The sequence below is a fragment of the Bradyrhizobium sp. LTSP857 genome, from assembly GCF_000938285.1.
In the GTDB taxonomy this organism is placed as follows: Bacteria; Pseudomonadota; Alphaproteobacteria; order Rhizobiales; family Xanthobacteraceae; genus Bradyrhizobium.
The window spans coordinates 416956-441138 of record NZ_JYMS01000026.1 but is presented as its reverse complement, the minus strand read 5'-3'; the positions used below and the strand labels follow the sequence as shown (position 1 = coordinate 441138).

Annotated in this window: 26 protein-coding genes and 1 riboswitch; of the genes, 12 read left to right on the top strand and 14 right to left on the bottom strand. The window is 64.4% G+C overall.

Annotation, left to right across the window (positions count from 1 at the left end):
• Positions 1-23 precede the first annotated feature (23 nt).
• The 5 genes from prmB to uvrC all read right to left on the bottom strand — a co-directional run bounded on the left by prmB (position 24) and on the right by uvrC (position 4497).
• On the bottom strand, positions 24-983 hold the full coding sequence (gene prmB / locus UP06_RS16220; RefSeq protein ID WP_045003812.1) for a 50S ribosomal protein L3 N(5)-glutamine methyltransferase: 960 nt from the start codon (positions 981-983) through the stop codon (positions 24-26).
• Positions 983-1465, bottom strand: coding sequence for a molybdenum cofactor biosynthesis protein MoaE (locus UP06_RS16215; protein WP_045003811.1), 483 nt, complete (start codon positions 1463-1465; stop codon positions 983-985). The genes prmB and UP06_RS16215 overlap by 1 nt, the downstream gene beginning before the upstream one ends.
• A 7-nt stretch (positions 1466-1472) precedes the next feature.
• Complete coding sequence (gene moaD / locus UP06_RS16210) at positions 1473-1724, bottom strand: molybdopterin converting factor subunit 1 (RefSeq protein ID WP_045003810.1); 252 nt, start codon at positions 1722-1724, stop codon at positions 1473-1475.
• Positions 1721-2338, bottom strand: coding sequence for a CDP-diacylglycerol--glycerol-3-phosphate 3-phosphatidyltransferase (gene pgsA / locus UP06_RS16205; RefSeq protein WP_045003808.1), 618 nt, complete (start codon positions 2336-2338; stop codon positions 1721-1723). The genes moaD and pgsA overlap by 4 nt, the downstream gene beginning before the upstream one ends.
• Before the next feature lie 95 nt (positions 2339-2433).
• Positions 2434-4497, bottom strand: coding sequence for an excinuclease ABC subunit UvrC (gene uvrC, locus UP06_RS16200; RefSeq protein ID WP_045003806.1), 2064 nt, complete (start codon positions 4495-4497; stop codon positions 2434-2436).
• 250 nt (positions 4498-4747) lie between these two features.
• On the opposite strand from uvrC, the gene UP06_RS16195 reads away from it, so the two are divergent.
• Complete coding sequence (locus UP06_RS16195; RefSeq protein ID WP_045003804.1) at positions 4748-5371, top strand: outer membrane protein; 624 nt, start codon at positions 4748-4750, stop codon at positions 5369-5371.
• Between the two features lie 90 nt (positions 5372-5461).
• Here the strand turns inward: UP06_RS16195 and UP06_RS16190 are convergent, their stop codons facing one another.
• The 4 genes from UP06_RS16190 to UP06_RS16175 all read right to left on the bottom strand — a co-directional run bounded on the left by UP06_RS16190 (position 5462) and on the right by UP06_RS16175 (position 8124).
• Positions 5462-5677 carry a cold-shock protein gene (locus UP06_RS16190; RefSeq protein ID WP_008544396.1) on the bottom strand — a complete coding sequence of 72 codons (216 nt, stop codon included), beginning with the start codon at positions 5675-5677 and terminating at the stop codon, positions 5462-5464.
• Positions 5678-5927: 250 nt separating this feature from the next.
• Positions 5928-6788 carry a 23S rRNA (adenine(2030)-N(6))-methyltransferase RlmJ gene (locus UP06_RS16185; RefSeq protein ID WP_045003797.1) on the bottom strand — a complete coding sequence of 287 codons (861 nt, stop codon included), beginning with the start codon at positions 6786-6788 and terminating at the stop codon, positions 5928-5930.
• Between the two features lie 61 nt (positions 6789-6849).
• Entirely contained in the window at positions 6850-7554 is a 705-nt protein-coding gene (locus tag UP06_RS16180; protein ID WP_045003795.1) for a ribonuclease T2 family protein, read from the bottom strand.
• Between the two features lie 105 nt (positions 7555-7659).
• Positions 7660-8124: a hypothetical protein gene (locus UP06_RS16175; protein ID WP_045003792.1), complete on the bottom strand. Its 465-nt coding sequence runs from the start codon at positions 8122-8124 to the stop codon at positions 7660-7662.
• A gap of 181 nt (positions 8125-8305) precedes the next feature.
• On the opposite strand from UP06_RS16175, the gene UP06_RS16170 reads away from it, so the two are divergent.
• Complete coding sequence (locus UP06_RS16170) at positions 8306-8599, top strand: hypothetical protein (protein WP_045003790.1); 294 nt, start codon at positions 8306-8308, stop codon at positions 8597-8599.
• Positions 8600-8663: 64 nt separating this feature from the next.
• Complete coding sequence (locus UP06_RS16165; RefSeq protein ID WP_045003788.1) at positions 8664-9194, top strand: DUF3617 domain-containing protein; 531 nt, start codon at positions 8664-8666, stop codon at positions 9192-9194.
• Between the two features lie 99 nt (positions 9195-9293).
• Here UP06_RS16165 and UP06_RS16160 read toward each other — a convergent pair whose 3' ends face one another.
• The 3 genes from UP06_RS16160 to UP06_RS16150 are packed head-to-tail and all read right to left on the bottom strand — an operon-like array spanning position 9294 to position 11974.
• A complete protein-coding gene (locus UP06_RS16160) occupies positions 9294-10679 on the bottom strand; it encodes an ATP-binding protein (protein WP_045003787.1) in 1386 nt (461 codons plus the stop codon).
• Positions 10680-10703: 24 nt separating this feature from the next.
• Positions 10704-11435 (bottom strand): response regulator, encoded by a 732-nt coding sequence (locus UP06_RS16155; RefSeq protein ID WP_045003785.1) that lies wholly within the window; start codon positions 11433-11435, stop codon positions 10704-10706.
• Positions 11432-11974 (bottom strand): MarR family winged helix-turn-helix transcriptional regulator, encoded by a 543-nt coding sequence (locus tag UP06_RS16150; protein ID WP_045003783.1) that lies wholly within the window; start codon positions 11972-11974, stop codon positions 11432-11434. The genes UP06_RS16155 and UP06_RS16150 overlap by 4 nt, the downstream gene beginning before the upstream one ends.
• 337 nt (positions 11975-12311) lie before the next feature.
• On the opposite strand from UP06_RS16150, the gene UP06_RS16145 reads away from it, so the two are divergent.
• The 4 genes from UP06_RS16145 (at position 12312) to UP06_RS16130 (ending at position 16023) form a co-directional block, all read left to right on the top strand.
• Complete coding sequence (locus tag UP06_RS16145; RefSeq protein ID WP_045003781.1) at positions 12312-13394, top strand: branched-chain amino acid aminotransferase; 1083 nt, start codon at positions 12312-12314, stop codon at positions 13392-13394.
• Between the two features lie 237 nt (positions 13395-13631).
• A complete protein-coding gene (gene hisS / locus UP06_RS16140) occupies positions 13632-15143 on the top strand; it encodes a histidine--tRNA ligase (protein WP_045003779.1) in 1512 nt (503 codons plus the stop codon).
• 55 nt (positions 15144-15198) lie between these two features.
• Positions 15199-15465 (top strand): tautomerase family protein, encoded by a 267-nt coding sequence (locus tag UP06_RS16135; protein WP_283806032.1) that lies wholly within the window; start codon positions 15199-15201, stop codon positions 15463-15465.
• A 165-nt stretch (positions 15466-15630) separates the two neighbouring features.
• A complete protein-coding gene (locus UP06_RS16130) occupies positions 15631-16023 on the top strand; it encodes a thioesterase family protein (RefSeq protein ID WP_045003777.1) in 393 nt (130 codons plus the stop codon).
• A gap of 3 nt (positions 16024-16026) precedes the next feature.
• Here the strand turns inward: UP06_RS16130 and proC are convergent, their stop codons facing one another.
• Together proC and UP06_RS16120 are read right to left on the bottom strand one after the other, a co-directional pair.
• Complete coding sequence (proC, locus tag UP06_RS16125) at positions 16027-16872, bottom strand: pyrroline-5-carboxylate reductase (RefSeq protein WP_045003775.1); 846 nt, start codon at positions 16870-16872, stop codon at positions 16027-16029.
• Between the two features lie 170 nt (positions 16873-17042).
• On the bottom strand, positions 17043-17543 hold the full coding sequence (locus UP06_RS16120; RefSeq protein ID WP_045003773.1) for a type III secretion system chaperone family protein: 501 nt from the start codon (positions 17541-17543) through the stop codon (positions 17043-17045).
• 421 nt (positions 17544-17964) lie between these two features.
• Positions 17965-18140, top strand: a riboswitch (FMN riboswitch).
• A gap of 76 nt (positions 18141-18216) precedes the next feature.
• Here UP06_RS16120 and UP06_RS16115 point away from each other — a divergent pair.
• The 5 genes from UP06_RS16115 (at position 18217) to UP06_RS16095 (ending at position 24182) form a co-directional block, all read left to right on the top strand.
• The gene (locus tag UP06_RS16115; protein ID WP_045003772.1) at positions 18217-18774 is read left to right on the top strand and encodes a 6,7-dimethyl-8-ribityllumazine synthase; all 558 of its coding nucleotides are present in this window, start codon (positions 18217-18219) and stop codon (positions 18772-18774) included.
• A gap of 102 nt (positions 18775-18876) precedes the next feature.
• The gene (locus UP06_RS16110) at positions 18877-20073 is read left to right on the top strand and encodes an MHYT domain-containing protein (RefSeq protein WP_045003771.1); all 1197 of its coding nucleotides are present in this window, start codon (positions 18877-18879) and stop codon (positions 20071-20073) included.
• 315 nt (positions 20074-20388) lie between these two features.
• Positions 20389-21252 (top strand): FAD binding domain-containing protein, encoded by an 864-nt coding sequence (locus UP06_RS16105; protein ID WP_045004227.1) that lies wholly within the window; start codon positions 20389-20391, stop codon positions 21250-21252.
• Positions 21253-21264: 12 nt separating this feature from the next.
• Positions 21265-21765, top strand: a complete 501-nt coding sequence (locus UP06_RS16100) for a (2Fe-2S)-binding protein (RefSeq protein ID WP_045003769.1) — start codon at positions 21265-21267, stop codon at positions 21763-21765.
• Positions 21762-24182, top strand: a complete 2421-nt coding sequence (locus UP06_RS16095; RefSeq protein ID WP_045003767.1) for an aerobic carbon-monoxide dehydrogenase large subunit — start codon at positions 21762-21764, stop codon at positions 24180-24182. Before UP06_RS16100 ends, UP06_RS16095 begins: the two co-directional genes overlap by 4 nt.
• The last annotated feature ends 1 nt before the right edge of the window (position 24183 follow it).

Sequence of the window (24183 nt, the reverse complement as noted above, 5' to 3'; positions counted from 1 at the left end):
CGGAGCGCGCCAGCCGTTGCGGATCAGCCGAGATCGGCCGCCGCGATCCAGAACACCTCGCCCTCGGATTCCTCGGTGTCGAGCCAGAGCAGCGGCAGTTCCGGGAAGGCCTCGTCGACCAGGTCGCGGCCGCGGCCGATCTCGCAGATGAGGCCGCCGTCCGGCGTGAGATGGTCGGGCGCATCGCGCAGGATGCGGCGGACCACGTCGAGGCCGTCGGCGCCACCGTCGAAGGCGAGCTTCGGTTCGGCCCGGCATTCCGGCGGCAGCGCCGCCATGCCTTCCGCGTCGACGTAAGGCGGGTTGGTGATGATCAGGTCGTAACGTGCATCGCCGAGCGGCGCGAACAAATCGCCGCGATAGAGCGTGATGCGCTCATCGAGCCCGTGCTCCCCGACATTACGTGTCGCAACCTCGAACGCGCCCTTGGAGATGTCGACCGCATCGACGGCGGCGTTCGGGAAATGATGCGCGGCAAGGATCGCCAGACACCCGGATCCGGTGCAGAGATCGAGCACGCGCTCGATGGACGAGGGATCGTCGATCAGCGAGCCAGCCTCGCCATCGCCGCCGAAATGCGACTCCAGCAATTCGCCGATGAAGGAGCGCGGAACGATGACGCGCTCGTCGACATAGAAGGGCAGGCCGCGCATGTAGATCTTGTTGACGAGATAGGCGGCCGGTTTGCGCGTGGTGACGCGCTTGTGGATGAGATCGAGGATGGTCTTGCCTTCCGCCGCCGTGACGCGCGCGTGGGCAAAGGTCTCGAACTGGTCGGGATGCAGATGCAGCGCTTCGCAGACCAGGAAGGCCGCTTCCGCGACGGGGTCGGTGGTGCCATGGGCAAAGGCGAGCTTGGCCTCCGTGAAGCGGCTCACCGCGTAGCGGACGAAATCGAGCAGCGTCAGAAGCTCGCCACGGCCGACCTTGGCGAGTTTTGGCGCGGCGCGGCTGCGCGCGGTCTTTTTGGATGCTCTTGCCATCAGGATCGGGTCCAGCGCGCGGCGGCCTCGTCGTCACGGGCCTGGGCCTCGACCCAGCCGGTGCCGGTGGCGCTCTCTTCTTTCTTCCAGAACGGTGCGCTGGTCTTGAGGTAATCCATCAAGAACTCGGCCGCCTCGAACGCCGCTTTGCGGTGTTGCGAGGCGGTTAGCACCAGCACGATGTTCTGGCCGGGCATGAAGCGGCCGACGCGGTGAATGATGGTGACGCCGTTGAGCGGCCAGCGCGAAATGGCCTCGTCGACATGGCGCTTGATCTCGTCCTCGGCCATGCCTGGATAATGCTCGAGCGTGAGCGCTGAAATCTTCGCGCTGTCCTCGTCGGCGCGGCAGATGCCGGAGAAGCTCACGACCGCGCCGATATCGGTGCGGCTCCTGGTCAGGCTCGCGATTTCGCGCGCAATGTCGAAATCGTCTTCCTGGATGCGGATGGTGACGGCGCCGGTGGCGACAGGGGAGGTCATGGCTGGCCTAGCCGCCGGTCATCGGCGGGAAGAACGCGATCTCGCGGGCGCCGGCGATCGTGGCGTCCGACTTGACGTGGGTATGGTCGATCGCGGCGCGGATGACTTTTGGCTTCTCGAACGCGTAGGCATAGGCCTCGCTCCGGCCGGACAGCCAGGCGATCAGCTCCTCCACGGTGCGCACGCTTCCCGGAGGCTCGATGGTCTCCTCGGCCATGCCGACGCGCTCGCGCACCCAGGCGAAGTATTTCAGCTTCATCCCTCATCCTCCTTGATGAGGTGATGGATGCCGGCACGGAAATAGTCGTAGCCGGTGTACATGGTGAGGATGGCCGAGGCCCACAGCAGCGCCAGTCCGATCATCGAGACGATCGGCACCGCCTCGTCGCCGGCCGGGCCAGCGAGCAGGAAGCCGATCGCAACGAGCTGAACCGTCGTCTTCCACTTGGCGAGGTTGGTCACGGGCACGCTGACGCGTAGCGCGGCGAGATATTCCCGCAGGCCCGAGACCAGGATCTCGCGGCACAGGATCACGATGGCGGCCCACAGCGACCAGCCATGGATGATGCCGTCGGCAGCCAGCATCAGCAGGCAGGAGGCGACCAAGAGCTTGTCGGCGATCGGGTCGAGCATCCGGCCGAACGCCGATTGCTGATTCCAGATCCGCGCGTAATAGCCGTCGAGGTAATCGGTCACTGCGGCCGCGATGAAAATGGCGACCGCGACCCAGCGCAACCACAGTGGCTGATCCAGAATCGACTGCGCATAGATGCACCCGACCACGACCGGGATCGCGGCGATCCGGCCATAGGTCAGCATGTTCGGGAGGGACATCGCGCGGCTGGTTGTCCCTCGTGTCGTGGCGATGTTCATCCGTCCTACCAATACCGCTGTGGCCTGAAGGTCAACTATCCCGCTCCCAAATGGGGTGCGGCATGCGACGACCATATGACCGCGGCCCCTTTAGTTCACCCCGGCTGGGGATGGAAATAGTCGAAAATCCTGCGGGCGCTCTCGGCGCTCACCCCCGGAACCTTGCCGAGATCGACGATCGAGGCCCGTTCGATCTCCTTCAGAGTTCCGAAATGATGCAGCAAGGCACGTTTGCGTGACGGGCCGATGCCCGGAATCTCCTGCAAACCGGCCTCGCGGATGTCCTTCTTGCGCAGCTTGCGGTGCGAGCCGATGACGAAGCGGTGGGCCTCGTCCCGCAGCCGCTGAATGAAATAGAGCACGGGGTCGCGTGGCTCCAGCTTGATCGCCTCGCGCTCCGGCATGAACAGGGTCTCGCGGCCGGCATCCCGGTCCGGTCCCTTGGCCACCGACATCAGCGACACCTGGGTCAGCCCGAGATTTGTAAAAATCTCCCGAACGGCGTTGAGCTGGCCGCGGCCGCCGTCGATGACCACGAGATCTGGCCATTGCGGGAAGTCGTCGTCCTTGGCCTTGGCCGCACCGTCTTCGGGCGGATTGATCAGGCGCTTGAAGCGGCGCTCCAGCACCTCACGCATCATGCCGTAATCGTCGCCGGGCGTGAGCCCTTCCGACTTGATGTTGAACTTGCGGTACTGGTTTTTCACGAAACCATCCGGACCGGCGACGATCATGGCGCCGACCGCATTGGTGCCCTGGATGTGGCTGTTGTCGTAGACCTCGATGCGCTTCGGCGGATGCGGCAGGCTGAGCGTCGTCGCCATCGCGTCGAGCAGGCGGCTCTGGGTCGCGGTATCGGCGAGCTTGCGGCCCAAAGCCTCGCGCGCATTGGTCAGGGCGTGGGTGACGAGCTCCTTCTTCTCGCCGCGCTTCGGCGTGGAGACCTCGATCTTGTGGCCGGCCTTGATCGACAAGGCGTTTTCGAGCAGCTCGCTCTCCTCGATCTCGTGCGAGAGCAGGATGTTCCTTGGCGGCGGCTTGTCGTCGTAGAACTGGGCGAGGAAGGAGCCGAGCACCTCTTCCGGCGTAAAGGTCTTCTCTGCCCGCGGGAAATAGGCGCGGTTGCCCCAGTTCTGTCCGGTGCGGAAGAAGAACACTTCGACGCAGGAGAAGCCACCGTCCTGGTGGATGGCGAACACGTCGGCTTCCTCCACCGTGCGCGGATTGATGCCCTGCTGCGACTGGATCGCGGACAGCGCAGCGAGGCGGTCGCGGTAGAGCGCCGCGCTCTCGAATTCGAGCTCGCCGGAGGCCTTCTCCATCTCGCCCGCGAGCTCCTGCTTCACTGCCTGGCTCTTGCCGGACAGGAAGTCGGTCGCCTCGCGCACCAGCGTCGTATAGCCGGGGAAGTCGATCTCGCGGGTGCAGGGGCCGGCGCAGCGGCGGATCTGGTAGAGCAGGCAGGGCCGCGAGCGGCTCTCGAAGAAGGAATCGGTGCAGGAGCGGATCAGGAACGCGCGCTGCAACGCCGTGATGGTGCGGTTGACCGCGCCGGCGGAGGCGAACGGGCCGAAATAACGCCCGGGGCGGCTCTGCGCGCCGCGATGCTTCAGGATCTGCGGCGCCCAATGGTCGCCAGTGATCAGGATGTAGGGAAACGACTTGTCGTCGCGGAGCTGCACGTTGAAGCGCGGGCGGAGCTGCTTGATGAGGTTGGCCTCGAGCAGAAGCGCCTCGGTCTCGGTCGTGGTCGAGACGATCTCCACGGAGACTGTCGCCGCGATCATGCGCAGGATGCGCGCCGGCTGCGGCGCACTGAGGCGCGCGTAGTTGGACAGGCGCTTTTTGACGTTCTTGGCCTTGCCGACATAGAGCACGTCGCTGTTCGCAGCGAGCATGCGATAGACGCCGGGCGATGTCGGGGCGAGCCGGACCGCGCGCTCAATCGCCTCATGGCCGGTCGCCAATGGCTCTTCGCCGACCGCGCCGCTCTCTTCCAGGATGTCCGGCAGTCGCGCATCGTCCTCGTCGTCGCCGCTCGCGGTGGCGGGATCGAGGTCCGGCGGCGTCAGCCCCTCGGGCGGGGCGTCCGGTGCGGTGCCGCGCGGCGATTTGCGCGCGCGCGCGTCGTTCGGATTGTCGGGGGAATCGTGAACCATGGGACGAATTTAGGCGCTGAGGGTGCCGATTTGAAGTTCCGGCAATGCCGCACGCACAGGATGGCGGCCGCAGTTCCCGGTAACGCTTCCTTAAGTCTGTTAACAGCGCGGTAACGGGTCTTAACAGGCCTTTAACTTAAAACTCTCGATAAATCTTACGCGAAAAGTTCTTGGTTCCGTAACCATGCGGTTTTGCCTTGCGCGGCGGTGCAGGCATCGCACGGGGTGGTAGTTGCGTTGGAGAGTACCGATGAAGAGGCTCGTTGTGGGCGCAGCCGCGTTGGTTGCAGCCGGCTGGACAGCTTCGGCAGAGGCCGCCGATCTTAATTACGGGCAGCGTGCGCCCTATACCGTCAATCAGCCGCTCAATTCCTATAGCTGGGCCGGCCCCTATATCGGCGCCAATGTCGGCTACGAGTGGGGCTCGGTGAGCAACACGCCCGTGAAGCCCTCCGGCTTCGTCGGCGGCGTGCAGGCCGGCTACAATTTCCAGAGCGGCCCGTGGGTGTTCGGCGTCGAGGGTGACATCCAGGCCGCTGGTGCCGACGACACTTTCGCGCCGTGGAAGTTCTCCAATCCATGGTTCGGCACCTTGCGCGGCCGCGCTGGCTACGCCTTCAGCAACGTCCTGTTCTACGGCACCGCCGGCCTCGCCTTCGGCGAACTCCGCGCGCAGACATTTGGCTGGACGGAGTCGCACACCACCGCCGGCTGGACCGCCGGTGTTGGCGCGGAAGTCGGCTTCGCGCCGAACTGGAGCGCGAAGCTCGAATACCTCTACATCGATCTGTCGACGAGCCAGTTCGCAATTACAGGCGTGTCAAACGGCTATAGCGCCAGCGTTGTGCGCGCAGGCGTGAACTATCACTTCTGATAGGCGAATAAGAAAATACCGGACAACAGCCTCCCGGCCGCTCGCGGCCGGGATTTTTTTTTGCGCCAGATTTTTTTTGAGTGAGGCCCGCTAGGAGAGGATCACTAAATTGACCGCCTTTGGCCCCTTCCCCTTCTTGTCCGGTTCGACCTCGAATGTGATACGCTGTCCTTCGGCAAGATCCTTCAGTCCCGCTCGCTCCACAGCGGTGATGTGAACGAAGACATCGCGACCGCCGTCGTCCGGTTTGATAAAGCCGTAGCCGCGCTCGCCGTTAAAGAACTTGACCGTTCCCGTCATGGCCATCGGGAAACTCCCCCTCATTGCTCCTCCGCCACAACGCAGACGCGCGTCGCGGCATGACCGGGCCTTACGAAGCCCGGGAGCTGGCCATCCTTGGGCAGACCATTCGGTCCGACTGGATCTTTCTTAGGCCTTCACTCCGCCGCAACCATTCGCGGAAGCGGAACGTAAAGCCAGTCACGGAAACAGCATAATACGGTTCTTTGCAGATTGACTACGGTTACTGCATATTTTTCCCAAGAATGCCGGAGTGTTACGGCTTCGGCACCTCTAATCGGAATCTGGCAGCGCCGCCCTGGCCGAGCGGCATTTCCAGCTCGGGCAGGATCGTCTTCAGCTCGCCTTGCAGCGTATAGGGCGGATTGACGATCAACAGCCCGGTGGACGTGAGCGGTGCGCCGTCAATCTGCGGTGCGGCGCTGAATTCGAGCCGCAGGCATTTTGCCGGCGACTTTGCTGCGGCTGCGGTCCGCGCCACCAATTGCGCCAGCGCGTCGGTGGCACGGCGGCTCTTGGCCGGATACCAGATTACATAGATACCGGTCGGCCATTTCGCGAAGGCTGTGGAGAAGGCCGCGCCCAGCTTTTCGAACTCGTCCTTCGCTTCGAAGGACGGGTCGATCAGCACGAGTCCGCGGCGCTCCTTCGGCGGCACGAAGGCCGGCAGCGCGACCCAGCCGTCGAGATCGACCACGCGGGCCTGTTCATCGCGGCGCAGCACGTCGATGAGCGCCTTTCGCGCTTTCGGCTCGAGCTCGCAGGCGACGAGGCGATCCTGCGGCCGCATCAGGCCGCGCGCGATCAGCGGCGAGCCCGGATAGGCCTTGAGCTCGCCCTTCGGATTGTAGGCGCGGACGATGTCGAGATAGGGCTTCGTCAGCGCGATGGTGTCGTTCGAGAGGCGCGCCTGCATCAGCCGCGCGATCCCCGTCAGCCACTCGCCACCGCGCTTCGCCTCATCGCTCTCGAGATCATAGAGGCCGGCGCCCGCATGGGTGTCGATGACGCGGAACGCGGCCGGCTTGTCCTGCAAATAGGTCAGGATGCGCGCGAGCACGATGTGCTTGATGACATCGGCGAAGCTGCCGGCGTGAAAGGCGTGACGGTAGTTCATGGTGCAGAGTTACGACATCGTGCGATGAAAGTAACTGCTGTCATTCCGGGGCGGTGCGGCTCTATCCACCCCTGATCGGCGGCATCGTCAGCTGGTCGCGGCGGCAGGCGCGGCGGTCGATCTCCTCGCAGGCGCGGAATTGCAAATCCTTGCTGAGGCAGATGCGGACCTCGGAGAGCCGTGTCCGGTTGCAGGTCACCGAGACGGCGGCATTGCTCAAGCCGGGATTGGCCTTGATGAAGGCTTCCTCGACCTCGGCCGGGGCCACCGTCTTGGCTTGCGATAGGTCGAGATACTCGGCCGGAATCTTGATCGCGGCGCGGGCTTTGCGGATGGTCTCGAAATAATTGCGGTCGGTGAGCCCGGAGCAGGTGCCGTGCTTGTCCCATTCGTTGAAGATCAGGCCCGGCGCCGGCATCAAATCGAGCATCGAGGAGACGATGTTGCGGTTCAGCCGCGGCGACGGCCGCTGGCAATATTCCGGAAAGCCGTTCTCATATTGCGGCCACAGGCCGTGCACCACGAAAGCGTAGGGCCGTCCGCCGCACTGGATTTGCGAGCGCCCGCCGCGCTCCGCCGCTTCCTCGCAGAACGAGGGCGACCAGGACAGCGACAGCACATAGAAATCGAATTCGCCGGGCGTGTTCTGCCGCCTGTCCTGCGCTGTCGCGCTGCCGGCGAGTCCAACCAGCCCGGCCGTAAGGAGGAGGGCAAGGGTCAGCGAGATCATCAGGCGGGAGAACGAATGCAATCTGGAATGAAACATGGCGACGCCCCTCAACTAGACTGTGCAAAAGAGCCTAGCAGGCGATAGGAACATTACAAGAACAAATTTCGAGCGGCGACCGTTCGGCCGCTTGATCGGTCCGAATCAGGGCTTTGCCGCGCGGCAGGACGGATTGTAGGCCCAGTTGCGGTCGAGCCCGACCACGCACCATTCGACGCCCTGGCCGTAACCGGCGAAGCCGCCATCCTCGATGATCGAGAAGTGCACCTTGCGCATCTTGCCGTCATTGAGCATGGCCTCGCCGGAGCAGTAGCGGCGCGGGATATTGTCGGACGCCCAGGGCCGGAACGCGGTCTCGTGGACGGCCGAGAAGCCCTCGATCTTCAACGACGAATTCCAGAAGGAGCTTTCCTTCTCCCAGAATTGGGTGGCGATCGTCGGCAGCGCCTTCTCGCAATCGGCGACGCGGCCGTCATAACGCGGCCCGCTCAGCCAGAAGTTCAGCTCCAGCGGATTGGCGGCCCGGGCTTCACCGAGCGACAGCGCCCCGAACATGAGGCCGAGCACAGCGGCAAAACGGAGCGATTTCAGTGAGGTCGAGGCGCGCATGGGCAATCCAGACAGCATGATCTGCGGAGGCCGAACGGTGCCGCGAAGGCCGGGGCAGGTCAAGTGCAGCGCGGCAACACTTAGCCACGAGTTGACCGGAACGTCGCAGCAGCCGGCGTTCGGTTCTTTCCACCGCCGCGCCGGCACCGTAAACTACCGCCAACCAATCGGAGTGACGGGAATGCGAATCATTGCGGCCGCGGGCCTTCTTGCCTTGGGACTGATGGCGAGCCAGTCGGCGCGCGCCGATATTTTGCCGGTGCCACCCTTCAAGGGCAACGACACCGGCGGCATCATCGCCTATTCGCTGGCGGCCCAGGCCGATGCGCGGCAGCTCGCGGTCGATCACTGCGCGCGGTATGACAAGGTGGTCAAATTCCTCGCGGTGCAGGCCTATGAGGGCGGCTACATCTCGTTTGCCTGCCGCTGGGTGCCCTATGGCGCGGCCGACCGGCCGATCCGCACGCTCTACTGAGGCGTTCTCGTAGCGCCAGGATAACGCCGAGAAAAAGAAGACATCTCAGCCGGGAGTCTCCCGCATGACGCGCAAGCTTGCTTTGCTCGGATCAGTCGTTTGCCTCGTGTTGTCGGCAGGCGCGGCCCGCGCCGACGATATGCCGGTGCGCAAGGCCGGTCTGTGGGAATTGAAGATGGTCAGGAGCGGCTCGGCGATGCCGGAAATGACCATGCAGCACTGCACCGACGAGACCGTCGACAAGGAGATGAACAACAACGTCTCCCCGATGGCCAAGCAGATCTGCTCCAAGCAGGACATCAAGAAGACGTCGACCGGCTATGTCAGCGATTCCGAGTGCAACGTCGCCGGCATGACCACGACCTCGCATGCCGAGATCGTCGGCGACTTCAACTCGGCCTACATGGTGAAGACCTCCTCGCATGCACAGGGCGGCCCGGCCGGCAGCGCAGGGCGCGACACGACCATGACGCTCGAAGCCAAATGGGTGGGGGCCTGCAAGCCCGATCAGAAGCCCGGCGACATCGTGATGCCCGGCGGCTTCAAGATGAACGTGCGCGACGTCGACAAGCTGAAAGCGCTGCTGCCAAAGTAAGTAGGATCGTAGCCCGGATGGAACGAAGCAAAATCCGGGACACTATCTCCGTCGTGTAAAGTCCCGGATTACGCTTCGCTCCATCCGGGCTACGTTCGGCTAAACCGGAATCCGCACGCTCGCGCGCAATCCGCCCATCGGGCTGTCGCCGAGCGTGATGTCGCCGCCATGGGAACGGGCGATGTCGCGGGCGATCGCGAGCCCCAGGCCCGTGCCGCCTTCGTCCTGGTTGCGGGCGTTGTCCAGCCGCAGGAACGGCTTGAACACCTCTTCGCGCAAATGGGCGGGAATGCCGGGGCCGTCGTCGTCGACCGTGACGGTCAGATAGCGGTGATCGCGCTGGCCGGTGATGGCGATGCTCTTGCCGTAGCGTGCGGCATTGGTGACGAGGTTGGCGAGGCAGCGCTTGAACGAGGCCGGCTTCACGGTCACCACGGGCAGGCCGTGGAAGGTCACGGTCGCGGTATGGCCGTGGCGTTCGGCGTCGCTGCGCAGCTCCTCGAGCGCCTGCGCCATGTCGGTCGGCTGCGATTGCTCGCCGGAATCGCCACGGGCAAAGGCGAGGTAGTCCTCCAGCATCATCGACATCTCGTCGACGTCCTTGCGCATGCCCTCCAGTTCGGGGCTGTCGCCGATCAGCTCCAGCTCGAGCTTGAAGCGGGTCAGGATGGTGCGCAGATCGTGGCTGACGCCGGCGAGCATCGCGGTGCGCTGCTCCATCGTGCGCTCGATGCGCGATTTCATCTCCAGGAATGCGACCGCTGCGCGCCGCACCTCGCGCGCGCCGCGCGGTCTGAAGTTCGGTGCCTCGCGGCCCTTGCCAAAGCTTTCGGCGGCGTCGGCAAGCCGCAGGATCGGCTTGATCTGGTTGCGCAGGAACAGCACCGCGACGATCAGCAGGATCGACGACGTGCCGACCATCCAGAACAGGAAGATTTCCGAGTTCGAGGCGTAGGCGGCGCTGCGCTGGGCGAACACGCGCATCACGGCATCGTCGAGCTGGATGCGGATCTCGACGAGGTTGGAGCGGCCAACCGTGTCGATCCAGAACGAGCGCCCGATCTGGCGGCCGAGCTGCACCGACAGCGTCTGGTCGAGCAGCGAGAAGAACGGCTTTGGTCCGGGTGGCGGCATGTCGCCGACGGGAAGAAAATCGACCACGAGCTGCATGCGCTCGGCGATGCGGCGCAGTTGCGCGCGGTCCTTGTCCTGCGGATAGCCCTTGTAGACGTCAATGAGGCTGGCGACGTCCTGCACCACGGCCTGCGACAAGCGCCGCGTCACCGTGTTCCAGTGCCGCTCCATGAACACGAAGGCGACCACGGTCTGGAGGATCACCATCGGCACGATCATGATCAGCAGCGCACGGGCATAGAGACCGGTCGGCATCCAGCCCTTGAACGCATTGCCCATCCAGCCATTGGCGGCGGAGACGCGCCCGGCGGCGCTTCGGAGCAGCGTCAGGCCGGTGTCAATCGTGCTCATTGGTCGTGTTTCACCGCTCTGATCTTATGGCGAGGCCACCAGCCGGTAGCCGATGCCGCGCACTGCCTGGAGGAACAGGGGATTGGCGGGGTCGGTCTCGATCTTGCGCCGCAGGCGGTTGATCTGCACGTCGACGGCGCGCTCGTTGACGCTGCCATTGCCGGTCAGCGCGCTGCGCGGCACGGTCTCGCCTGGCGCCTCCGACAGGATGCGCAGCATCTCGCGCTCGCGGTCGGTGAGGTGGATGACCTCCTCGCCCTGGCGCAACTCGCCGCGATCGAGATGATAGATGTAGGGGCCGAATGCGATTTTCTCGACCAATGCGGCCTGCGGCGGTGGCGCGGCGCGCTTGAGGATGTTGTTGATGCGCAGCGCAAGCTCACGCGGCTCGAACGGTTTTGCCACGTAATCGTCGGCGCCGATTTGCAGGCCCTCGATGCGAGCTTCGGCTTCATGGCGGGCCGTCAGCATCACGATCGGCACCGATGAAGATGTCCGGATGAAGCGGGCAAGATCGAAGCCGGTCTCGCCGGGCATCATGACGTCGAGGATCAACAGGTCAAAATGCAGGCCCAACAGTTTTGACCGCGCATCGCCCGCGCTTGCGGCGGTGGTGACACGGTAGCCTTCGCTGGCGAGGAAGCGCGACAGCAGATCGCGGATGCGGCGGTCGTCGTCGACCAGCAGGAGATGCGGGGCATCGTCGGCCGGTTGCGCCGGCGGGCGGGCGAGCGTGGCAGCGAGCGGCACAGTCACTCCTTTGCGTCTTGATTGACGGTGGCGAAGATCGTCTCCAGCACCTTGTCCGGATCCTCGCGGTCGATCATCGCGCGCAGGAAGCGCTTGACGGTCTCGGCATCCTGCGGCGCCATCTCGGCCAGCGCCTTGGTGATCCGCGTGGTCTGGAGGCCGGCGAGCTTCTGCACCAGCGCCTCGCCCTTGGGTGTTGTGTAAAGCAGGCGCTGGCGGCGATCGTTGTCGCCGGTCTTCTGCACGATGTAGCCCTCGTCCAGCAGCTGCTTGAGCACGCGGCCGAGCGATTGCTTGGTGATGCGCAGGACATCGAGGAGGTCGGCGACCTTGAGCCCGGGATAACGATAGACGAAGTGGATGACGCGGTGATGGGCCCGGCCGAAGCCGAATGCCTCCAGCTCCTGGTCGGGATCGCCGACGAAATCGCGATAGGCGAAGAACAGCAGCTCGATGATATCCCAGCGCAAATTGCTTCCTTCGGGCGCGGCCGGCTTGGTCTCGGCAGCGTCATGAGAGGGAGTCGCGAAATTTATGTCAGGCATATTGACGTATCTTGGGTTCAATGTTACAAAACGATCAGCCCGCACGAAATTTTAGATCGTTTCGCGTCGGGTGGCAGTTTCAAGGGCGGCCGGAGAGTGCCGAACAGGCGGCGAAGGCCGGATCAGATCTACCGTACGATTGTCGAGCGGCATTTCGGCAAAACATACTGGACTTCCGCCTTCCGCAAAAGCATGTCCTCGGCGACATGCTGGCCACGGAAACCGGCCGTAACAAGGCTGGCGGTGGTCCAGCCAGGAACCTAATCAAGCCAGCCGGGCCCGAACAGGGCAGGCCGGCGCCAGAACAGCGCCGCCATCGGCAGCGGGAGCCAAGGACATGAGCATGAAATTCGACATCCAGCCCGCATCCAATCCGACCTCCGAAAAGGACCGCGTGGCCAAGCTGGTGGACCCCGGCTTCGGGCGGGTCTTCACCGATCATATGGCGATCGTCCGCTACAACCAGGCCAAGGGCGGCTGGTATGAGGCGCGCATCGAGGCGCGCGCCAATTTCCAGCTCGATCCGGCCGGCGCTGTCCTGCACTACGCGCAGGAAATTTTCGAGGGACTGAAGGCCTACAAGCGCGACGACGGCGGCGTGAACCTGTTCCGCCCCGACGCCAATGCGCGGCGCTTCAAGGATTCGGCCGACCGCATGGCGATGGCGCAGGTCCCCGAGGACGTCTTCATCGAGGCGGTCGAGCAGGTCGTGCGCATCGACCGCGCCTGGATGCCGGGCGGCGAGGGCAGCCTCTATCTGCGGCCCTTCATGATCGCGAGCGAGACCTTCCTCGGCGTGAAGCCGTCGTCCGAATACATCTTCGCGGTGATTGCCTCGCCGGTCGGCTCCTATTTCAAGGGCGGGCCTGCGCCGGTGTCGATCTGGGTGTCGGAGAATTACACACGCGCCGCGATCGGCGGCACGGGCGCCGTCAAATGCGGCGGCAACTATGCCGCGAGCCTGCGCGCGCAGGCCGAAGCTATCCAGCACGGCTGCGATCAGGTCGTCTTCCTCGACGCAATCGAGCGCCGCTACATCGAGGAGCTCGGCGGCATGAACGTCTTCTTCGTGTTCGACGACGGCTCGCTCTCGACGCCGCCGCTAGGCACGATTTTGCCCGGCATCACCCGCGACTCCATCATCGCGCTCGCCAGGGATGCGGGCAAGACGGTGCGCGAGGAGCCCTATTCGATCGACCAGTGGCGCAAGGATGCGGCGAGCGGCAAGCTGAAGGAAGCTTTTGCCTGCGGCACCGCCGCCGTGATCTCGCCGATCGGCAAGGTGCGCTCGGTGAGCGGCGATTTCGAGATCAGCGGCGGCGTCGCCGGCCCCGTCGCCATGGGCCTGCGCAAGCAGCTCGTCGACATCCAGTACGGCCGCACCAACGATCCGCACAGCTGGATCAAAAAGGTGATTTGAGTCTCGATCTCTTCCCCTCTCCCCGCTTGCGGGGAGAGGGTAGGGTGAGGGGGAGTCTCCGCGGGGGTGGTGAAAGACGGATTCGCGGAGAGTCCCCCTCACCGGGAATCCGCGCGTTCCGCGCGCATTCCGACCTCTCCCCGCAAGCGGGGCGAGGTGAAAAGCGCCGTTTCAGGGTTGTCAGCCAACGTTTATGCTGTAAGTCAACGTTGACTTTCAAAGCTTGCAACGAGCGACATGACCAAAAAACCCCAGAAACTGAAGGCGCGGCTGCCGCGCGGGCTCGAGGATCGCGATCCCGCCGCGATCCGGGCGACGCGCGAGATGGTCGAGAAAATTCGCGCCGTCTACGAGCTCTACGGGTTCGAGCCGGTGGAGACACCGGCGATGGAATACACCGACGCGCTCGGCAAATTCCTGCCCGACCAGGATCGCCCGAACGAGGGCGTGTTCTCGTTCCAGGACGACGACGAGCAGTGGATTTCGCTGCGCTACGATTTGACCGCGCCGCTCGCCCGTTACGTCGGCGAGCGATACGGGACCGATGGTCTGGTCCTGCCCTACCGCAGCTATCGCGTCGGCTACGTGTTCCGCAACGAGAAGCCCGGCCCCGGCCGCTTCCGCCAGTTCATGCAGTTCGACGCGGATACGGTCGGCTCGGCGACGCCGGCGGCGGATGCCGAGATCTGCATGATGGCGGCGGACACGATGGAGGCGCTCGGCATCGCGCGCGGTTCCTACGTCGTAAAGGTGAACAACCGAAAAGTGCTCGACGGCGTTCTGGAAGCAATCGGGCTCGCGGGCGATGAGAACGCCGCGCGCAGACTGACTGTGCTGCGCGCCATCGACAAGCTCGACAAGTTTCCTGCCGACGAAGTGCGCAAATTGCTCGGTCCCGGCAGGTGGGATGGCGGCGAAGAAGGCAAGGGCGACTTCACGAAGGGCGCGAATTTGAGCGCGGCGGAAGCTGACGTGGTTCTGGCCATCACCAAACCACGCGACGATTGGAAAGAGGCCATTGCGGCGGCAGAAACCTATTTGGCCAAGAGCGAAGTTGGTCAGGCCGGCGTGAGTGAGCTGGAAGAGATTGCCAAGCTGGTCACGGCGTCGGGTTACGGTGCAGACCGCATCAAGATCGATCCGTCCGTCGTGCGCGGCCTCGAATATTACACCGGCCCCGTCTACGAGGTCGAACTCCTGCTCGAGACCAAGGACGAGAAGGGCCGTCCCGTGCGCTTCGGCTCGGTCGGTGGCGGTGGCCGCTATGACGGGCTCGTCTCGCGCTTCCGCGGCGAGCCGGTGCCGGCGACCGGTTTCTCGATCGGCGTGTCGCGGCTCCAGGCTGCGCTGACGCTGCTCGGCAAGCTCGATACGCGCCCTGAGTTCGGTCCCGTCGTCGTCACCGTGTTCGACCGCGACCGCGTCGCCGATTACCAGAAGATGGTAGCTCACCTGCGCACCGCCGGCATCCGCGCCGAGCTCTATCTCGGCAATCCCAAGAACATGGGCAACCAGCTCAAATATGCCGACCGCCGCAACGCGCCCTGCGTCATCATCCAGGGCTCGGATGAAAAAGCGCGCGGCGAGGTGCAGATCAAGGATCTGGTCGAGGGCGCGAAGGCGGCTGCCGCCATCGCCTCCAACCAGGAATGGCGCGAGAGCCGCCCGGCGCAGTTCTCGTGCAGCGAAGCCGATCTCGTCGCAAAAGTGCGCGAGGTCTTGGCGCGCCATGACGTGAGCTGGGGCTAGCCATTCGCAAGCAGCGTCATGCCCGGGCTTGTCCCGGGCATCTACGTCCTGTTTGATGGAAGAGAACGTGGATGGCCGGGACAAGCCCGGCCATGACGAACGCAGCAGGGAGAAGACAATGCCTGAGATCACCGTCAGCATGGCCGTGGGCCGCACCGATGAACAGAAGGCCGGCATGATGCGCGACATCACCCAGGCACTGGTGAAGAATCTCGGCGTCGATGCCGACGCCGTCGTCATCCAGATCAACGAAGCTCCGCTCGCCCACAAGATGAAGGGCGGCAAGACCTTTGTGGAGCGCGCGGCGGCGGCGAAGAAGTAGCGACGGTTAGCGCGGCATCCAAGACTGTCGTCCCGGCGAAGGCCGGGACCCATAACCCCAGGGAGCGGTTGTGGGCGCAAGCAGGAAACTCCGAGCCTTCGCCAAACTGCGGCCTGTGGCTATGGGTCCCGGCCTTCGCCGGGACGACACCGTGTGTGAGGCACCATGGACGCACGCGACTTCATCACAATCGACATGAGCGCTGAGCGCACGCTGGTGGTGCCGGTGGAGCGCACGGTCGGGCATTTCGTGCCCGGTATGCCCATGGTCTATGCGACCCCGATGATGATCCTGGAGATGGAGATGACATCGGGCGACGCGATCCGCGCGGCGCTAAGGCCGGGCTGGGTCACCGTCGGCACCGAGGTCGACATCCGCCATCTTGCGGCAGCCTTGGTTGGTGCAACAGTGCGGACCACAGCGAAGGTGGTTGCGGTCGAACGCCGTATCATCCGCTTCGAGGTCGAGGCGTTCGAGGGCACGCGCAAGCTCGGCGAGGGCCGCCATGCGCGCGGTCTCGTCAATGTCGAGATGTTCAACAAGCGGTTGGGGGCGTAGCCGCTACTTCGCCAATTCCTTCGACCGCTGCGTCGCGGCCGCGATCGCGCGGATCATCAGGTCGCGCAGGCCGGGCTCACCCATCAACACGCCGAGGGCTGCGGCGGTGGTGCCGCCGGGCGAGGTGACGTTCTGGCGCAGCGTGCTCGATGGAAGCTCCGATTGGTGCAAGAGCTCGCCGGAGCCGGCGACGGTCTCGCGTGCAAGCTTCGTTGCCAGCGCCTCTGGCAGTCCCGCTTCGACGCCGGCGCGCGCGAGCTCCTCGGCAAGCAGGAACACATAGGCCGGGCCGGAGCCGGAGACGGCGGTGACCGCATCCATCAGGCTTTCGTCCTCGACCCATTCGACTGAGCCCGTGGCACGCAGCAGAGCATCGGCCACTGCGCGTTGATGCGCGCTGACATTGTTCGCCGCGACCGCGACGGTGATGCCGCGGCCGATCGCGGCCGGCGTGTTCGGCATCGCGCGCACCACGGCGCCGCCGCAGACCTCGCCAAGCGAGGCGATCGTGGTTCCCGCCATGATCGACACCACCGAGGTCTTCTCCGAGACGAATGGCTTCAGCCCGGCGCCGGCCTCGCGAAAATATTGCGGCTTGACCGCGACGACGAGCGTCTCGACCTGACCTGCCGCCTTCACATCAGGATTGAGCGCAACGCCTTTCGCGGCAAGCGCGCTGATCTCGGGCGAGAGGTGCGGATCGATCACCGCGACGCGGCGCGGATCGAGCCCGCCCGAAAGCCACCCCGTCAGCATCGCGCCGCCCATCTTGCCAGCGCCGGCAAGCAGGATGGTGCCGGTGATGTTTTGGAGAGTGCTGTTGTCGGTCACTGCGGTCACCACAAACAAAGCTGTCGTCCCGGCGAAGGCCGGGACCCATAACCACGAATGGTTTTAGTGGATGAAGGTGTTGGCAACAAGCATCGCACGATACGGAGACATCACGCGGTATGGGTCCCGGCCTTCGCCGGGACGACGGTGAGGAGAGAGCGGTGGCTCACTCACCGTCTCAGGGAGGCCTACGCCTCGCCCGCCGTATCGAACATCGCCGCGTCCATTGCTTCCGTCGTGGTCTTGCCCGCCCACACCACGAACTGGAACGCCGGGAAATAGCGCTCGCTGGCGTGGATGGCGCCGGCGAGCATGGCTTCGCATTGCGCGGTCGAGGCGGTGAGCCCACCCGGCAGCACCAGCGCCTGGCGATGCATGATCATGCCGGTGTTGGTCCACAGGTCGAAATGCCCGACCCACAACTGCTCGTTGATCGCGGCAACGAGCCGCTGCACCTCCGGCCGGCGCGCGACGGGAACCTTCATGTCGAACGCGCAGGCCAGATGCAGCGCCTCGATCTCGCCCATCCAGGTGAAGGAGATCTGGTAGTCGGTCCATTGTCCCTTCGAGACAATCGTGAGTTCGTCTTCGCCGGAGCGTTCGAACGGCCAGTTGTTGCTGGCAGCAATATCCTCGACCACCGCGAGCGGGTGATTTCGGGAATCAATAGTGCCTTCGAGCAGGGACATGCCGTCTCGACCTCTTGCCTTTTTGTTGTCTTTGATACGCACGCAGTTGGTCCGGCGCGCGCTCCCTTAACGTTGCTAAGGTGATCCGTTAGGAGTCGCTGTTGCGATCCCGGGATCAGCGCGGGCTTGTCGCGGATCAACTGATGTGATTTGCGGAATCTGCGCAACCGGCTGCCGAGTCCGTCCACAAGTCAGGACTCGTTCGTCCACAGCTCATCTCCGCCATAATTATTAACGAAAAGAACAAATCGGAATCGGACTCGCAGGAAGCGCCCAATCGTTAATTCCGCCGCGCGAGGGCCGGACCCCCAAGAGAACCTCCATGGCGGCATGGGACCATGCGGATTTCCCATGCGGAACAGGCTTGCTGTGGCCACTTACCGGCGTCATATTTCCGGTCAGGTCGTTCATTCCGAACGGCCGATGTTCTCAGGGCGGGGTGAAAGTCCCCACCGGCGGTAAGGGTCGAAAGGCCTAAGCCCGCGAGCGCCTTCCCCAAGGATATTCCTGAAAAAGGGATATTCCCAAAGGGAAGGGTCAGCAGATTCGGTGCAACTCCGAAGCCGACGGTTAAAGTCCGGATGAAAGAGAACGGTCGGTGGCAGACGCATCGCAAGATGCGGCTGTTTGTCGTTCCGTGTGCCCTGATTCTGGTCCTTAACTGAGGAAAGCCATGAATCAGATGTTGCAAGATCCCCAAACCGAAACCTCTCAAGTCACCCAACCGCCGGTTCCGCAGGATCCGGCGTCTGAACACCCGCGCTTCGCAAAGCCACAGCGGGTGGCCTTCGTGCAGGCCTGCTGGCACCGCGACGTGGTCGAGGAAGCCCGCATCGCCTTCGTGAAGGAGGCCGAAGCGCGCCACCTCACCCATGTCGACGTGTTCGAGGTGCCGGGCTCGTTCGAGATCCCGCTGCACGCGCAGATCCTCGCCAAGACCCGGCGCTACACCGCGATCGTCGCGGCGGGCCTCGTCGTTGACGGCGGCATCTATCGCCACGAGTTCGTCGCCGACACCGTGATCAAGGCGCTGATGGACGTGCAGCTCCGCACCGAGGTGCCGGTGTTCTCAGCGGTGCTGACGCCGCAGCAATTCCACGAGACCGAAGTGCACTACGATTTCTTCCGCAGGCACTTTGCGATCAAGGGCGTCGAGGTCGCGGCAGCCTGTGCGGAGACGTTGCTCGGCCTGGAGCGCCTGCGCGGCCAAGTCGCGGCGGGGATTGTGTAAGCGCTCCCCTCACACGCCGCTGATTGTCAATCCCGCTGCCGTCCCTATAAAGTCGGCGGCGGGAGGAGGCCGTGCCGTGGAGACGGGGCGGCCGACAAGATCATGTTCGAAGGACACGATCCCTATCTCGTCGCGCTCTCTGTGGCGATCGCGAGCCTGGGTGGCTATACCGGCTTTGCGCTTGCGGCTCGCATCCGCAACACGCCCGGCGTCAGCAATCGCTTGCTGCTCGCGGGTGCGGCGGCGTTTCTGGCCGTCGGCATCTGGACCATGCATTTCGTCGGGATGCTGGCCGCGCCGCTGCCGCCGGATACGGTCTATCTGGTCCTGCCCACCATCATCTCGTTCCTGATCTGCGCGCTGGTGGTCGGCATCTCCCTGTTCTTCGTCTCGATCGGCGAACCGTCATTAAAGAGGGTGGCATCGTCGGCCGTGCTGCTCGGCGTCGGCATCGCCAGCATGCATTACGTCGGAATCCATGGTCTCGCCGGGCCCTTTGCGATCGCGCACGACCGGACGATGGTGCTGCTGTCGGTCCTGGTCGCTGTTGTCACCGCCTATGGCGGCTTGCGCGCTTTTCTGGCGCAGCAGGAGGGCGTTCGCCTGATCGTCAGCTCGATCGCCTTCGGCATTGCGGTTTCCGGCATGCATTACACGGCGATGCTCGGCATGCATTTCGAGCCGCTGACGGCCGGCGGGCATCAGCATCTCGGCGGCGGCCTTGCCGCGTCGCAGCAAATTCTGTCCATCGTGGTTGCCGTGCTCTGCTTCGTGATCGCGGCCGGTTTCCTGCTCTCACTCGTCCCGGACCAACGGCGGCAGGCGGCGACTGCGGTGATGGTCGATCCGATCTCCCCGTCCGTCGCGCCGGAGCCGATGACTCAGGCGTCTGCATCGCCGCGGCCGATGCCGGCGCCGCTCGGCGGTCTCGGCCAGCCGCCGCGCGCGCCCGTTCCGCGGCTGCCGGTCGAGGGCGCCGACGGCACGCACTTCATCGACACGGCCGACGTCCGCAGTGTCCGCGCCGACGCACACTACACGCGTGTGCATGACGGTACCCGCGAGCGGATGTGCCCGTGGTCAATCTCGGAGGCCGAGGCGCAGCTCGATCCCTCGCTGTTCCTGCGGGTGCATCGCAGCCACATCGTCGCGATTCCCCATGTCGCGCTGGTCCGCAGGGAGGGCGACGGCGCCGTGCTCGAGCTCGACGGCCCGTCCCCGCACCGGGTGCCCGTGAGCCGGGCGAAGATCGCCGAGGTGAAGGCAAGGCTGGGGCTGGTGAACCGGCGGCACGCGTAGATCTCCGTTGGAGGTGCACTCCCTCTCCCGCCTGCGGGAGAGGGTTGGGGTGAGGGTGTCTCCGCAACGGGACAGTCCCTATGAGGAGAGAGCCCCCACCCGGCGCTTCGCGCCGACCTCCCCCGCAGACGGGAGAGGTTGCAGCGAGATCGCGGCTCATACGTCGCCGACCCTGACGCAATTCGTGCGTTCCTCGCCGCAACTCGTGCGAAATCCGCTGTTCCGTGCCGCTCGTGTTGCGGCCGGTCGCTCCCGGGGAGACCGTCCCTTCAACGTCCGCGCCGTCAGCGCCAAGGACGATTGTGGGAGGTGATGATGATCCCGGGCTCATTCAGCTATTACCGGCCGGCGAGCGTCGCCGATGCCGTCAAACTCTTGACCGACCTCGGCGAGGATGCGCGGCCACTGGCTGGCGGACACAGCCTGGTGCCGATGATGAAGCTCCGGCTCGCAACCCCCGCCCATCTGATCGATTTGCACGGCATCGCAAACCTCAAGGGCATCCGCCGCGACGGCACCAATCTCGTCATTGGCGCGATGACCACCCAGCATGATCTGCTGGCGTCCGACGAGATCGCCAGATCCGCGCCGATCCTGCACGAGACGGCGCTTCTCATCGCCGACCCGCAGGTGCGCTACCGCGGCACCATCGGCGGCAATGTCGCCAATGGCGATCCCGGCAACGACATGCCGGCGCTGATGATGACGCTGGGCGCGACTTATCGGCTCGAAGGACCCGGCGGCGCGCGCGACGTGCCGGCGGCCGACTTCTATCAGGGGGCTTACTTCACGGCGCTCGAGCCCGGTGAGATCCTCACCTCCATCTCGTTCCCCGTACCGGCCGCCGGCCACGGCTACGCCTACGAAAAGCTCAAGCGCAAGGTCGGCGATTACGCGACCGCGGCGGCTGCTGTTGTGCTGACCATGGCAAGCGGCAAGGTCGCGAGCTGCGTCATCGGCCTCACCAATGTCCACGAGACGCCGCTGCTCGCGACCGACGCCGCCAACGCCGTGATCGGCACCAGCCTCGATCCGGCGACGCTAAAGAAGGCGGCATCGGCAGCCTCGGCGATCATGTCGCCGGCCGCCGATGCCCGCGGGCCCGTTGAATACCGCAAGCATGTCGGCGGCATCATGGTGACGCGCGCGCTTCAGCGCGCAGTCGCCATCGCGAAATAGGGGAGAGGATCGATGGCAAAAACACATGTGACCATGAAGGTGAACGGCGCCGAGGTCGAAGGCCTCGTGGAGCCGCGCACGCTGCTGGTGCACTTCATCCGCGAGAATTTGCAGCTGACCGGCACCCATATCGGCTGCGAGACCACCCATTGCGGCGCCTGCACCGTCGATATCGACGGCATGTCGGTGAAATCCTGCACCGTGTTCGCGGTGCAGGCCGACGGCTCCGACATCATCACGATCGAAGGCATCGCCAATGCCGACGGCACGCTGTCGGCGCTCCAGGAAGGCTTCCGGATGATGCACGGCCTGCAATGCGGCTTCTGCACGCCCGGCATGATCGTCCGTGCGCATCGGTTGCTGAAGGAAAATCCCTCGCCGAGCGAGCCGGAAATCCGGATGGGCATCTCCGGCAACATCTGCCGTTGCACCGGCTACCAGAACATCGTCAAAGCAATCCAGTACGCTAGCGCCAAGATCAACGGCGTGGAATTCCAGGAGGCCGCAGAATGAATGACCTCACTCCCACGCGGGAACAACGCACCGCCGCGCTCGAAGGCATGGGCTGCAAGCGCAAGCGCGTCGAGGACATCCGCTTTACACAAGGCAGGGGCAATTACGTCGACGATATCAAGCTGCCCGGCATGCTGCACGGCGACTTCGTTCGCTCCCCGCATCCGCATGCGCGCGTCACAAAGATCGACGACAGCGAGGCGCTGAAAGTGCCCGGCGTGCTGGCGGTCATCACCGCCGAGACGCTGAAGACGGTCAACCTCGCCTGGATGCCGACGCTCGCCGGCGACGTCCAGATGGTCTTGGCCGACGGCAAGGTGCTGTTCCAGAACCAGGAAGTGGCCTTCGTCGTCGCGACCGACCGTTACGCCGCCGATGACGGCATCAACAAGGTCATCGTCGAATACGAGCCGCTGCCGCCTCTGGTCGATCCCTTCAAGGCGATGGACGCCGACGCACCGGTGCTGCGCGAGGACCTCGTTGGCAAGATGTCCGGGGCGCACGGACCTCGCAAGCACAACAACCACATTTTTGAGTGGATGGTCGGTGACAAGGATCTGACCGACGCTGCCTTCAGAAAGGCGGAGGTCACGATCAAGGAGATGATCTCCTATCACCGCACGCATCCGTCGCCGCTGGAGACCTGCCAGTGCGTCTGCTCCTTCGACAAGATCAAGGGCGAGCTGACGATCTACGGCACGTTCCAGGCTCCGCATGTGATCCGCACCGTGGTGGCGCTGATCGCAAAGATTCCGGAGCACAAGATCCACGTGATCGCGCCCGATATCGGCGGCGGTTTCGGCAACAAGGTCGGCGCCTATCCCGGCTACATCTGTGCGGCCGTCGCCTCCATCGTCACCGGCAAGCCGGTGAAATGGGTCGAGGACCGCATCGAGAACCTCACCGCGACCTCGTTCGCGCGCGACTATCACATGACCACCGAGATCGCGGCGACCAAGGACGGCACGGTCACCGGCCTGCGCGTCCACGTGCTTGCCGATCACGGCGCGTTCGATGCCTGCGCCGATCCGTCGAAATGGCCGGCCGGCTTCTTCAACATCGTCACCGGTTCCTATGACTTCCCGACCGCGCATCTGGCGGTCGACGGCGTCTACACCAACAAGGCGCCGGGCGGTGTCGCCTACCGTTGCTCGTTCCGCGTCACTGAGGCGGCCTATTGCATCGAGCGCGCCATGGATATTCTGGCGCAGAAGCTCAACATGGACCCGGCGGAGCTGCGGCTGAAGAACTTCATCAAGCCGGAGCAGTTCCCGTATCACTCGGCCTTGGGCTGGGAATACGATTCCGGCGATTACCACACCGCCATGCGCAAGATGATGGAGACCACCGGCTACGCCGCGCTCCGCAAGGAGCAGGCCGAGAAGCGTGCGGCCTTCGCGCGTGGCGAGACCCGCGACATCATGGGCCTCGGCGTCTCCTTCTTCACCGAGATCGTCGGCGCCGGCCCGTCGAAGAATTGCGACATCCTCGGCATTGCGATGTTCGACTCCTGCGAGATCCGGATGCACCCGACCGGCGCCGGGATCGCGCGGGTCGGCTCCAAGAGCCAGGGCCAGGGCCACGAGACCACCTGGGCGCAGATCATCGCAACCGAGATCGGCATTCCCGCCGACAACATCATGGTGGAAGAGGGCAACACCGACACTGCGCCTTACGGGCTCGGCACTTATGGCTCACGCTCGACACCGGTGGCGGGTGCCGCGATCGCGATGGCTGCGCGAAAGATCAAGGCCAAGGCGCAGATGATCGCAGCCTACAAGCTCGAAGTCCACGAGGACGATCTCGAATTCGACATCGACGGCTTCCGGGTGAGGGGCCTGCCGGAAAAATTCATGTCGATGAAGGATATCTGCTGGGCGGCCTACAACTCCGTCCCGCCGGGCATGGAGCCGGGGCTGGAGGCGGTGAGTTACTACGATCCGCCCAACATGACCTATCCGTTCGGCGCCTATCTCTGCGTGATGGACATCGACGTCGATACCGGCGTGTACAATGTTCGGCGCTTCTACGCGCTCGACGATTGCGGCACCCGCATCAACCCGATGATCATTGAGGGCCAGATTCATGGCGGCCTCACCGAAGCCTTCGCCATCGCAATGGGCCAGGAGATCCGTTACGACGAGGTCGGCAATGTCGTCACCGGCTCGTTCATGGACTTCTTCATGCCAACCGCGGTCGAGACGCCGCATTGGGAGACCGACTTCACCGTCACCCCGTCGCCGCATCACCCGATCGGCGCCAAGGGTGTCGGCGAAAGCCCGAATGTCGGCGGCGTGCCGGCCTTCTCCAACGCCGTCAACGACGCGTTCTCGTTCTTAGGGTCCAAGCACATCCAGATGCCGCACGATTTCTGGCGCAACTGGAAGGCGGCAAAGGATCTGGGCGCGGTGGCGTAGC